The sequence below is a fragment of the Pseudomonas sp. GL-RE-26 genome (assembly GCF_019956275.1).
In the GTDB taxonomy this organism is placed as follows: Bacteria; Pseudomonadota; Gammaproteobacteria; order Pseudomonadales; family Pseudomonadaceae; genus Aquipseudomonas; species Aquipseudomonas grandcourensis.
In genome coordinates, this window is sequence record NZ_JAHBDI010000040.1 from 21,447 (window position 1) to 33,130 (window position 11,684).

General features: G+C 59.5%; 8 protein-coding genes and 3 pseudogenes. 5 read left to right on the top strand and 6 right to left on the bottom strand.

Features of this window, described 5'->3' with window-relative positions; genetic code table 11:
• Positions 1-171 precede the first annotated feature (171 nt).
• Positions 172-417, bottom strand: coding sequence for a hypothetical protein (locus tag KGB07_RS21650; protein WP_080925415.1), 246 nt, complete (start codon positions 415-417; stop codon positions 172-174).
• A gap of 331 nt (positions 418-748) precedes the next feature.
• Between KGB07_RS21650 and KGB07_RS21655 the strand changes: the two genes are divergently transcribed.
• Positions 749-2,071 (top strand): DUF1329 domain-containing protein, encoded by a 1,323-nt coding sequence (locus KGB07_RS21655; protein WP_046043902.1) that lies wholly within the window; start codon positions 749-751, stop codon positions 2,069-2,071.
• 42 nt (positions 2,072-2,113) lie between these two features.
• Here KGB07_RS21655 and KGB07_RS21660 read toward each other — a convergent pair whose 3' ends face one another.
• Positions 2,114-2,275: a DUF2986 domain-containing protein gene (locus KGB07_RS21660; RefSeq protein WP_080925416.1), complete on the bottom strand. Its 162-nt coding sequence runs from the start codon at positions 2,273-2,275 to the stop codon at positions 2,114-2,116.
• Between the two features lie 56 nt (positions 2,276-2,331).
• Entirely contained in the window at positions 2,332-2,898 is a 567-nt protein-coding gene (locus KGB07_RS21665; protein ID WP_080925417.1) for a nucleotidyltransferase family protein, read from the bottom strand.
• Between the two features lie 228 nt (positions 2,899-3,126).
• On the opposite strand from KGB07_RS21665, the gene KGB07_RS21670 reads away from it, so the two are divergent.
• The 4 genes and pseudogenes from KGB07_RS21670 (at position 3,127) to KGB07_RS21680 (ending at position 8,238) form a co-directional block, all read left to right on the top strand.
• Positions 3,127-4,464 carry an MFS transporter gene (locus tag KGB07_RS21670; protein ID WP_223466512.1) on the top strand — a complete coding sequence of 446 codons (1,338 nt, stop codon included), beginning with the start codon at positions 3,127-3,129 and terminating at the stop codon, positions 4,462-4,464.
• Between the two features lie 315 nt (positions 4,465-4,779).
• Positions 4,780-5,088, top strand: a pseudogene (locus KGB07_RS29780) (PAS domain-containing protein); the annotation flags it as partial.
• Between the two features lie 759 nt (positions 5,089-5,847).
• Positions 5,848-6,345, top strand: a pseudogene (locus tag KGB07_RS29785) (methyl-accepting chemotaxis protein); the annotation flags it as partial.
• Positions 6,346-6,537: 192 nt separating this feature from the next.
• Positions 6,538-8,238: an aspartate:alanine exchanger family transporter gene (locus KGB07_RS21680; protein WP_223466514.1), complete on the top strand. Its 1,701-nt coding sequence runs from the start codon at positions 6,538-6,540 to the stop codon at positions 8,236-8,238.
• Between the two features lie 72 nt (positions 8,239-8,310).
• Here the strand turns inward: KGB07_RS21680 and KGB07_RS21685 are convergent, their stop codons facing one another.
• The 3 genes and pseudogenes from KGB07_RS21685 to KGB07_RS21695 form a co-directional block, all read right to left on the bottom strand.
• Positions 8,311-9,216, bottom strand: coding sequence for an amino acid ABC transporter substrate-binding protein (locus tag KGB07_RS21685; protein WP_046043911.1), 906 nt, complete (start codon positions 9,214-9,216; stop codon positions 8,311-8,313).
• 48 nt (positions 9,217-9,264) lie between these two features.
• Positions 9,265-10,605: a putrescine-ornithine antiporter gene (gene potE / locus KGB07_RS21690; protein WP_046043913.1), complete on the bottom strand. Its 1,341-nt coding sequence runs from the start codon at positions 10,603-10,605 to the stop codon at positions 9,265-9,267.
• Positions 10,606-10,737: 132 nt separating this feature from the next.
• Positions 10,738-11,684, bottom strand: a pseudogene (locus KGB07_RS21695) (ornithine decarboxylase); the annotation flags it as partial.

An 11,684-nucleotide genomic window follows, 5' to 3' on the forward strand; every position in this document is an offset into this window, starting at 1 on the left:
TGCTGAAACTCACTGGCTGATTGCATGCAATGTGCCATTTGGCTTTCCGTTTAAAGCTTATGGCGGTTTTTTTCAATGATTTTGTTCACTTTAGTGCCAGGTATGAGACGGGCCACAAATTATTCGCGGTGTGTTGTCCAGACCTGGCTTCCATCGCTCGAAGGCAAACTATCAATCGTCGTTGTCATCGCGATCACGGTAGCGACGGTGTTCGCGATCATAGTCGCTACGATCATAGCCACGACGACCATAGTCGCGGTCATAACCTTGATCATCGTCCCCTCTCTGGTCGTAACCACGTCGATGGTCATGATCGTGATATCGGCCGTACCGCTCTCCGTCATCCCAATGCGGGCCGCAGCCTCCCAACAAGACGGCGCTGGAAATGGCCACGATCAAGATTACTGCGCGATTCATAAAAACGTCCTAAACGTCGGAGGTATGGAAGGGTCATGGCTGCTCGAAACTTTCGTCCGGGCAGTGTTCAGACATGGATATGACCATTCGGTAACCCAATGATTCCTCTGAAAAATACAAACAAGTGATGGTCACTCGACCCATCGAATGCCCGCCGAGACAGCCCGGGCCTGTCATCAATAGCCAAGGGGCTGTCGTCGAATGAAAAGCGACCCTGATACGCGGGCTATCTAATGGCAGTACTGAAAAGGTCTCTGGCGATGAGTTGACGTAAGCGACTGCTGCGCCTGAGTCACGAGTTGCCTGGTACGCCAGGCAGGAGAATAACAATATGAAATTCGTGAAAAGTCTTCTGGCTGCCGTACCCATCATGGCGCTGGGCATCGATGCCCAAGCCTATGTATCGAGCCAGGAAGCCGCCCGGCTGGGCACCAGCCTGACGTGGGTGGGAGCCGAAAAGGCCGGTAATGCCGACGGTTCCATTCCGCCCTACAGCGGTGGCCTGACCACGGCCCCATCCAGCTTCAAGACCGGCGACAGCATGCGCCCGGACCCTTTTGCGAGCGAAAGGCCGCTGCTGGTGATCAACGGCCGGAACGTCGACGCGTACAAAGGCATGCTGACCGCCACCACAGTGGCGTTGGCCAAGCGCTACCCCGACTTTCGCATCGACGTCTATCCGACCCACCGCACGGCATCGCTCCCACAGGCGATACTGGACAACAGCCGCAAGAATGCCACCAATGCCAGGTCCCTCAACGGCGGGATCGCCATCGACAATGTGATGCCAGGGGTGCCTTTCCCGATCCCGCAATCCGGCGCCGAAGCGATGTGGAATTTCCTGCTGCGCTACCAGGGCGTCAACATCCATTCCAAGTACGATTCCTGGAGCGTCGACACGGCGGGCGTACCGAGCCTGGCGGTCACTGGCGAGGCATTCATCTCCTTCCCGATCTACGAGAACCTGTCGAAGCCGTTCAACAGCTCCGACATCTACTATCAGTTGAAACTGTCCTATACCGGACCTGCGCGCCGAGCCGGCGAGTCGATCATGCTCAAGAACGCGACCAACGCAACGCAGTTCCCTGGCCGCGCCTGGCAGTACATGCCTGCCCAGCGCCGGGTCAAACAGATTTCGATCCTGGCCTACGACACCCCCAACCCCGGTACCGCCCGTGCGCTCGAACTGTACGACTGGACGCTGGTGGGCAAGCAGGAAATGATCGTGCCCTACAACACCTACAAACTCACCTACGCCCGCGCTGCCAAGTCGCTGACCACGCCCAACTTCATTGCCCCGGACTTCGTACGCTGGGAAAAGCACCGGGTCTACGTCGTGGAGGGCAACCTCAAGCCCGGGGCGAAGCACATCTACCAGAAGCGCCGCTTCTACCTGGATGAGGACACCTGGGCCGCGGTGGCCTCCGATCAGTACGACACCAGTGGCCAGTTGTACCGTGGCTCCTTCGCGTTCTTCAGCCAGAGCTACGACCAGCAGGTCCCGGACGCCACCCCTTTCATGACTTACGACCTGTCCAAAGGCACCTATAACATCAATGGCGTGGTGGGCCCGCATGGCGGCATCCACTACATCGAGCCGCTATCGACGGCGCAGTGGGTGCCAGAGTCCATGGCGGGTGCCGGTATCCGCTAGGTCCGTGGCGAAGCAATGCCTGATTTCGCGGTCCGACCTGAATCAGCTCTCAGAGGCGATGGTTGACTCGTCAGTGGTTTGTGCAGCCAGCTTCAATCGGCCCGCTTTACTGATGTAGGTCGACTTGCTTTTCGGTGCCAGTTTGGCACTGGCCTTTTTGGCCTTAGCCTTGAACAGCTGCTTTAGTTTCTTTTGACGGTTCATGTTGTTCTACTCAGCCTGTAATTCTTGAATGATATCAGCTGAGACATTTAACCGATTCAACTTTGCGGCTCCACGATCCTGAGCCAAGGCCAACGAGCCTGATAACTTTTCGCCTTCTGATCGAACAGGTCTGGCTTGGGATTTTTTGGATTGATTCGAAGCAGCCCGTGCTCTGTGTCGGCCAGGCCGTTGGGCGCATAGACCTCGCCAGTTTCGATGTCCAGGCCAATGCAGGTGCCAGCAATCAGGTAGCGATCAATTCCGTCTTTTGCCGACTGAAGCCTTGGATAATCCCCGCCAAAGCGCTGGCCGTACCACAGGTGCACGCGAGCCTGATTCTTGATCTCAATGCTCACGTCGAGGTCGCGGAACAGACGGTGACCTGATTGGATGACCTCATTCTCAGCTTCCCACGACAGGTCATCATCGAAGTAAAAGACGTCGTAGTCCTTCACGCCCCACTCTGGTGGTCGCTGTGCCTGATGATTCCATACGGCCTGGAACAGGCAACCGGCCGTGAGCATGCATTGGTTCAAACCGAGCGCAGGCAAGCGAGCGGAAATTTCTGCGTTTACCGGATTGGTCATTGCGATCCTGACCAGGCTTTCGACAGTCAATGTCATTTTCGTCCCTTCTGATTGATCTGATCCCGGCGAACGACAATACCCTCAACGCTTTTCAAATTTGCGAAAAAATCGCCCACTTCTCTCCCTCGGCCAATCTGGCGCGAATCATGCCTGATTCAACGGCATGAAGTCGGTACTGACTATGTGGGTGACACTTTTGAAGTGAACCACCTCAGGGTCAGCCCCGATAATCGGTAGCTTACTGACGAACTGTCGAGGTCAAGCATGACGAGCGCAACTATGGAACAAGTCAGCCCACAAACGCTGAGAAGAGTGATTGTGGCCGCCGGCATCGGCAATTTCGTCGAGTGGTTCGACTTTGCCGTCTACGGCTTTTTGGCCACGACCATCGCCCAGCAATTCTTCCCCAGCGGCGACGCCAGTGCCGCGCTGCTCAAGACCTTTGCGGTATTCGCCGTGGCCTTCGCGTTTCGGCCCCTTGGCGGGATTTTCTTCGGCATGCTGGGCGACAGGATCGGCCGCAAGCGCACCCTCGCGATGACCATCCTGATGATGGCCGGTGCCACGACCTTGATCGGTCTGCTGCCCACTTATGCGGCGATCGGGGTCATGGCGCCGATCCTTCTGTCCCTGATCCGTTGCGCCCAGGGCTTTTCCGCCGGGGGAGAATACGCAGGCGCCTGTGCCTACCTGATGGAGCATGCACCGAGTGATAAACGCGCCTGGTACGGCAGCTTCATTCCGGTGTCGACATTTTCCGCCTTCGCCGCCGCTGCTGTGGTGGCCTATGCGCTCGAGGCGTCATTGTCGGCCGAAGCAATGGGGAGCTGGGGTTGGCGCCTGCCGTTCCTGATTGCCGCGCCCCTGGGCCTGGTGGGCCTTTACTTGCGCTGGAAGCTCGATGAGACACCGGCATTCCAGGCGGTGACTCAGGAACATGCTGTCGCACATTCCCCTCTCAAGGAAACCTTGCGCAACCATGGTGCGGCGATCTGTTGCCTGGGCGCCTTTGTGTCACTTACGGCTCTCTCGTTTTACATGTTCACCACCTACTTCGCGACCTACCTGCAAGTCGCCGGTGGCCTGAGTCGCGCAACAGCCTTGCTGGTATCGCTGATTGCATTGCTGTTCGCTGCGGCGATCTGCCCGCTTGCCGGGCTGTATTCGGACCGAGTCGGACGTCGAGTCACGGTGATGAGCGCTTGTGCGCTGTTGATCGTGGTCGTGTATCCATCGTTCCTGATGGCCAGCTCCGGGTCGTTCGCCGCGTCCATCGTCGGCGTCATGCTGCTGGCGATTGGCGCGGTGTTGTGTGGCGTGGTCACCGCGGCCTTGCTCTCGGAAACCTTCCCTACCCGTACCCGGTACACCGCCTCGGCTATCACCTACAACATGGCGTACACCCTTTTCGGCGGCACCGCGCCGCTGGTGGCAACGTGGCTGATCAGCACCACCGGCAGCAACCTGTCGCCGGCGTTCTATCTGATCGCGATTGCATTGCTCGCATTGGCGGGCGGGTTGGCATTACCGGAGACATCAAGGATTTCCCTGCATGACGTTGCGTCGCCGGAGAAAGCCGCAGGTGTGGGCGCATCCGCCTGACAACACGAAACGAGCCGGCAGGCGTCAGGCCAATGAGGTTCCTCTCAGCGGCCTTTGACCGCGACGCTCATTCGCAACTCAAGGCCCACTCAAGTCGACGTTACGAGTGATTTCACATTGATATCGCTGTTTTGTCATGAAATGAAAAGAAATTGTCGTCGAATGAAGGGTCGATAGCCTCCCCCACCCATAAATTCCTCTTTGGGCCCGCGTGTTGAATTTCCGCGATCTGACTCCAGACCCGGCCGGCGCAATGCCTGGGCGCATTTCCGATTTATATGCTCAACATAATAATAATCCGAGGGGTCGCATTGTATGCGTGTGAATTTACCCGTAACCGAGCATGAAAGAGTTTTCCCCACCGAACAGCGATTGATCTCCACGACCGATCTGGATAGCCGAATCACCTACTGCAATGACGCCTTTGTCGCCATCAGCGGTTTCACCTACGACGAACTGGTCGGTCAGACCCATAACCTGGTTCGACACCCCGATATGCCACCCGGGGTATTCGTGCATATGTGGCACACCATCAAGCAAGGCAAACCCTGGATGGGTATTGTGAAAAACCGCTCGAAAAATGGTGACTTCTATTGGGTCAGTGCCTACGTCACGCCCATCTATGAAAACGGACGCATGAGTGGTTACGAGTCGGTCCGCTCGGTGCCCAGCCGCGACCAGGTCCGCCGGGCATCAGCGCTCTATTCTAGGATGCGGGCCGGCAAGCCGATCGTTTCGCTGAGCGCGCGGATTTTCCGGCCGCTGCAACAGGGGTGGCCATTATTGATGGCTGGCGGGGTTTCACTGCTGGGTAGTCAGTGGCTACCACAAACGGCGGCACAAGGAGTCCTGATCACGAGCCTTGGGGTTGCCTGGTACCTGATCGAGTCTCGAAATCGCCGGGCCATCGAGCGCACCCTGGCCGAGCATCCAAAAGCCTTTTCCGATCCGCTGGTCGCGCTCACCTATAGCGATAACCACGGTCCCCAGGGGCAACTGGACATGGCCATGGTCAGTGAGGAAGCGCGCCTGCAGACTGCCCTGAGCCGGCTCGTCGATGCCGGGGTCAATGTCAAGGTCAAGGCGGCGCAGTCATCCGAACTCTCAGGTTCCCAGGCGCAGTCGCTTGATCGTCAGCGCAGTGAAACCGACCAGTCTGCCGCCGCCATTTCACAGATGGCCGCCACCATTCAGGAAGTCACGCAAAACGTCATCAGCACCGCACATGCCGCGTCGGAGGCTGACCAGTTGACCCGTGACGGCAGTGAGCTGGCCCGGCAAAGCCTGAGCGCCATGAAAACCATGCACGAGGCGGTCAGCGAGATTGGCCTGGCGGTCAATGCACTGGCGAGCGAAACGCAATCGATCGGCAGTGTCGTGGATGTCATCACGTCCATTGCCGAACAGACCAACCTGCTGGCGCTCAACGCGGCCATCGAGGCGGCCCGGGCAGGTGAACAAGGACGCGGTTTTGCCGTGGTTGCCGACGAGGTCCGTTCCCTTGCACAACGCACCCGCACCTCCACCGAACAGATCCACGGCATCATTGCTTCACTGTATGACGGTGCCGATCGCGCCGTATCAACGGCCAATCGTGGCGAGCAGATTTCCCGCGAAAGCATGCAAAGTGTCGAGGCGGTGCAGTCGGCGTTGGAAGGCATCAGCCAGGCCGTCACCCGGATAACCGGCATGAGCCAGCAGATGGCCTCGGCGTCTGAAGAGCAAAGTCACGTGGCTGAAGATATCAATCAACAGATCACGCGAATTGCCCAACTGTGTGATCACAGTGCCGGGCAGGCCAAGCAAGGCGCCGCCATCAGCCAGGATCTGGAAGTCATGGCCGATTACCTGCACAGCCTGGCCGAACGTTTCAGCCGATAGCCATCAGTGCCTGTTGACCGTCTGGTATCCGGACAACAGGCAGCCGTAGCAGGTCCCCTTGAGCAGGCTCGTCGACCTGATAGACAAGGAGGCGTGTTGCAGGCCAACCCTGCCCGGATTCACACGCTACGCTACTGCCTGAGGATTTCCTGAAGTCAGGCAATAGCGTAACGGAAAAGGGAGCATCAACCCGTGCAGGCACTCTTCGCGTTTCTCAATGCCAACCCCTACATGTTGCTGTTCCTGGTGGTGAGCCTGGCGGTGCTGATCGGGCGTTTCACCATCAAGGGTTATGGGTTGGGTACAGTCGGAGGCGCCATAGTGGTCGGCTGTGGCATCGCCATTGCCGCCTCCCTGTATGGCATCACGTTCAAGCTCGACACCTTCACCATGAACCTCTTCTACTACCTGTTCATGTACGGGGTCGGTTTGCGCGTCGGTCCCTCCTTCCTCAATAGCCTGAAGGATGACGGGCTGAAGTTCACCCTCCTTGCGGTCATTTGCAGTGTGTTCAGTCTCGCCGTGGTGGTCGTGGGGACTCGTCTTTTGAACTTGCCGACAGGCGCGGCCGGCGGAATCCTCGCCGGGGCCACGACCATGTCCTCGGCCATCGGCTCGGCCGAACAGGCGGTTGTCTCGGGCGCCGTCCACCTCGCTGCGGGCGACACGGTCGAGGGGGTGTCGGCGATGATTACCCTGTCCTATGGCATTACCTACATCTGGGGCACCGTCGGCATCGTACTGATGTGCAAGTACATGCCGCGTTGGTGGGGTGTCGATGCGAAAGCGGCGGCCCGTGCCTATGAGGAACAGCATGGGATGCACGACCTCGATGACGACGGCATCACCGCTGACAAGGCCTTCGGCTTGCGCGCCTATCGCCTGGAAAACCCCGCGACTGCCGGCCTCACCATCCGCGAATTTCTCACTCGATACCCGGAATATCGCATCGTCAATGTGCATCACGACGGTGAATCGATAGGGGCAGACCCTGACATCCGCCTGGAGTTGGGGGATGTGATTACCCTTGGCGGTACACGCAGGGGGCTGACCACCAATATCGGCCTGATCGGCCCTGAGGTCGATGACGCTAAAGCCCTCGCCGTGCCCCTGGACCACGCGGAGATCCTGGTGACCGAGAAAGCCGTCATCGGCAAGCAGCTCAAGGAGTTCCGCGGACTGGACCTGGCCGGTCAGCTGCAATTGACTCGCATCCAGCGCGGCGGTGTACCACTGCCCGCAGGGCCGGAGACCAAATTGCAACGCCGCGACGTGCTTTTCGTCACGGGCCTGTCCAGCGCGGTGCAACGCGCAGGCGAGCTGTTTGGCGTCATCGCCCGGCCCAGCAGCATGACCGATTTGTTGACGCTGTTTGTCGGAATGACCCTGGGGCTGCTGATCGGCCTGATCCAGTTCCCCGCCTTTGGCGCTTCTGTCGGCCTGGGGAGCGCTGGCGGCCTGATGGTGTCGGGGATCATCGTCTCGTCACTGTCCTCGCGCCTGCGCTTCTTCGGCAATACGCCGAACGCCGCGCGTAACATCCTTGAGGACATGGGCCTGCTGGTGTTCGTTGCCATTGTCGGGATCAATGCCGGCGCCACCCTCCTCGCTCAACTGACGGGTACGCTCGCCGTGCAGATATTCCTGGTGGGCTTCGTCGCCTGCATGCTGCCGCCCTTCGCTGTCTGGGTGGTGGGCTATCACTTGATGAAGATCAATCCGGCGGTGCTGATGGGCGGCATGGCCGGTGCCCGCAGTCATTCCGGCCCGTGCCTGGAGGCCGCGACGGAGATCGGCAGCAACGTGCCGTGGGTGGGTTTTCCGGTAGCCTTTGCCGTCTCGGGAATCTTGCTGACGGTCCTCGGCTACTTCGCCATGGTCCTGGCCAATTGATGCTGACCCGAGCCAATTAAATCATCCGTGGAGAGGGAGCAAGCTCCCTCTCCACGGGTTTGCACGATGCCACTAAGGCAATGCATAGACCCTGAACAGTCTTTTCACGGCAAGGTTGCTCCCGCCCAGATACTGGTCGTAGGCCTTTTCTATGAAGCCCGAGTGATAGGCTTCACTCAGGGCCATATCGACCAGCAAGCGGAAGTCTTCGTCGTTGCGTTCCACGATCATCGCCACCGGCGAGTACTCGAAGATGCGGTCCAGGAGCATCAGGTTCTTGGCCGCGCCCTCCTTGGCGACTTCGTTGCGCAGCAGCATGCGTTCGGAGAAGAAGGCATCGGCCTTGCCCTCGGCGACCAGCTTGATGCCCTCGTCGTTGTTGGCCACGGTCACCAGCGAGGCAATCACATTGAGCATGCGCATCTGCTCGCGAATCCAGTCTTCGGTCACGCCCCCCTCCAGGGTCGCGTAGGTTTGGTTGGCCAGACCGTTGTTGATGCTGGCACGCCAGGTCGGACCGGTATTGGCGACCTTGCCATTGAGCACATTGAGCAGCGGTTCGCGAGCATCATTGCGCACCACGACCGAGAGGCCGGCGGTGTAGATCGGTATGGAGTAACTGATCATCTTGCGCCGTTCCAGGGTGGGCGGTGTCGGCGTGCAGAGGATATCGACTTTACCCTGGCTCACGGCGTTGACCTCGTCCGAAATCTTGACGGGCTGGTAGCGCACTTGCAGGTCAGGCAGACCCAGTTCGCTCTTGAGCTTGTCGGCGACTTTCAGGCAAAGGTCGATGGCATAACCGCTGGCCTTGTCGCCCTCCTGTTTGCTGAAAGGGGCCAGGTCAGGCAGGTAGCCCAGGGTAAAGGTGTGGCTGCTGCGCACCCGTTCAAGGGTGTTGGCGCCGGCCACTAGCGGCAGCGTCGAGAGTGCGAAGGCAAGCAGCAGTCTGGTGGTTGTGGCAAATGGTACGTTCATGTCCGGTTTCCCCGTATGCAGATGTCTGTGCAGTCCTGTTGGCCACGCCTAAGGGTTTGCGGCCCTGGCCTGGTTGGCCGCTGGCGCGTCGGTGAAGCGCTTGGCGAGGAATCCATAGAGCAGGTAGCCGAAAGCGAGCACCAGGGTGCCGCCCATCACTGCGTCCTTGCCGCAGGCATACAGGGCGTACAAGGAGTACGTGACTGCAATCAGCAAGACCACCACGTTACGCGTGTGAATCGCTGACGAGACCCCGGCCTTGTGCATGATCACCAGCAGGCCCGTCAGCGCAGTGATATAGGGGATGAGGTTGGTGACTGCCGCCAGGCTGACCAGCTTGCTGAACTGCGCGGCGGCATCGGGCGAGATGGTCGACAGGGCCATGAGGGTCTGCAGCACGCCGCAGACAATCATGCCGATGACGGGCGCATTCATGGAGTTGACCTTGCTGAACAGCTTGAGGAACAGGTTCTGGTCAGCCGTCATCTTGGCCGTTTGCGCCAGGGTAAATTGCCAGCCCAGCAGCGAGCCGACGCAGGCCATGACCGCCAGGGCCATGACGATATTGCCGACCATCGGGCTGAAAATCGTGGCGTAGACCAATGCGAAGGGCGCCGAGGATTTGGCCAGTTCCGCGTTAGGAATGATGCCCTGGATGACAGTGGTCGACAGCACATAGACCACGGCGGCCCCCAGGGTGCCGAACAGGCAGGCCAGCGGCACGTTGCGCTTGGGGTCTTCCACGGCATCGGTGGCCTGGGCCGCCGACTCCATGCCCAGGAAGGCCCACAGGGTCAGGGGTATGGCTTTGCCAATGGCTTCGGAGATCGCCACGCTGTGCGGATTCCAGGCGGCGGCCAGCACATCAGGCTTGAACCAGAACCAGCCGATGATGCTCAGGCCCGCGACCGGAATGATCACGCCCCACACCGTGAACGCACCGATCTTGCCGGTGATGCTAGGGCCACCGAAGTTGGCGAAGGTGGTCAGCCAGATCAGCCCGATCGTGCCGACACACAGTGGAATCGCACCTGTGCCCAGCCAGGGCACGAAGGCGGTCATGTAGCCCACCGCCGAAATGGCCACGGCCACGTTGGCGATCGCCAGTGACAGGAAGTACAGGTACGAGCAGAGAAAAAAACCCGACTTTGAATGGGCTTCTTCGGTGTAGGCGGACAAGCCGCCGGAGCGTGAGCAGAAGACCCCGCACTGGGCAAAGCAGTAGGCGATGGCCATCGAACCGATCGCCGTGAAGATCCATGACAGCAGCGAGACGGCGCCCAGTTGAGCCATGTTGGTGGGCAACATGATGATGCCAGAGCCCATCATGTTGACCGTTACCAGCGTCGTGAGCCCCATCAGGCCCATTTTCTTGCTTGAATCAGCCATCGCAAACTCCTTGCCTTTTGCAGAGTTTTGAACCTGGGTCTGGCGACGTACAGCACGCGGCCGGACAGGGGCTAACGCTTACTGCTTGACCACATGAACCTTGTAGGTTGAACGCTTCTGACCCGTGCAGCATCAGGCCTTGATCACGTACCCATACGCCCGGGTACGCCCGCCTTCCTGCTTCAGGTACACCCCTTGCAACTCCGGCGTGAAACCGGGCAAGCGGTTGATGCCTTCTTCCAGGGCCAGGAAGTATTTCAACACCGCGCCGCCCCAGATCTCACCCGGCACCACGCACAGGACGCCCGGTGGATAAGGCAGCGCGCCCTCGGCGGCAATACGCCCGTCGGCATCCGCCAGCGCCACCAGTTCGACGTTGCCGCGGATGTACTCGATTTGCGCTTGCTGCGGGTTCATGGCCTTTTTCGGGAAGTGTTCCTTGCGGAACATGTCCTTCTGCAACTGTTGCACGTTGTGATGGCGATACAGGTCGTGCATTTCCTGGCAGAGCTGGCGAATGGTGTAGTTGCGATAGCGTTCCTGATGCTGCGCGTAGATCGCCGGCAGCACCCGGCTCATCGGCGCGTCATCGCTGATGAAGCGTTCGAAACGGGCGATCTGCGCGGCCAGGTGGGTCATCTTCGCCCAGTCTTCGGCCGGGGTGAGCAGGAACAGGATCGAGTTCAGGTCGCACTTTTCCGGGACGATGCCGTTCTCGCGCAGGAAGTTGGCCAGGATGCCGGCGTGAATGCCGAAGTCGGTGTAGCTGCCGTCCACCGGGTCGATGCCCGGCGTGGTGAACAGCAACTTGCACGGGTCGATGAAGTACTGCTTCTCGGCGTAGCCGGCAAAGGCGTGCCAACGGTCCTTGGGATGGAACTCGAAGAAGCGGATGTCGTTGGCGATTTCTTCCGTCGGATAGTCTTCCCAGGCGCGCCCTTCAATGGTGTGTGGCACGAACGGGCGGACCATGGTGCAGGCTTCGAGGATCAACTTGCGCGCCTCGATGCCGAACTTCACGCAGTCTTCCCACAGGCGCAGGCCACTGCGGCCGGAGTGAATGCGCGCATTCACATCCA

Bases quoted from the DNA above. Each gene is read 5' to 3' on its own strand.
- KGB07_RS21650 (WP_080925415.1), bottom strand. From the start codon at position 417: ATGAATCGCGCAGTAATCTTGATCGTGGCCATTTCCAGCGCCGTCTTG.
- KGB07_RS21655 (WP_046043902.1), top strand. From the start codon at position 749: ATGAAATTCGTGAAAAGTCTTCTGGCTGCCGTACCCATCATGGCGCTG.
- KGB07_RS21660 (WP_080925416.1), bottom strand. From the start codon at position 2,275: ATGAACCGTCAAAAGAAACTAAAGCAGCTGTTCAAGGCTAAGGCCAAA.
- KGB07_RS21665 (WP_080925417.1), bottom strand. From the start codon at position 2,898: ATGACATTGACTGTCGAAAGCCTGGTCAGGATCGCAATGACCAATCCG.
- KGB07_RS21670 (WP_223466512.1), top strand. From the start codon at position 3,127: ATGACGAGCGCAACTATGGAACAAGTCAGCCCACAAACGCTGAGAAGA.
- KGB07_RS21685 (WP_046043911.1), bottom strand. From the start codon at position 9,216: ATGAACGTACCATTTGCCACAACCACCAGACTGCTGCTTGCCTTCGCA.
- potE (WP_046043913.1), bottom strand. From the start codon at position 10,605: ATGGCTGATTCAAGCAAGAAAATGGGCCTGATGGGGCTCACGACGCTG.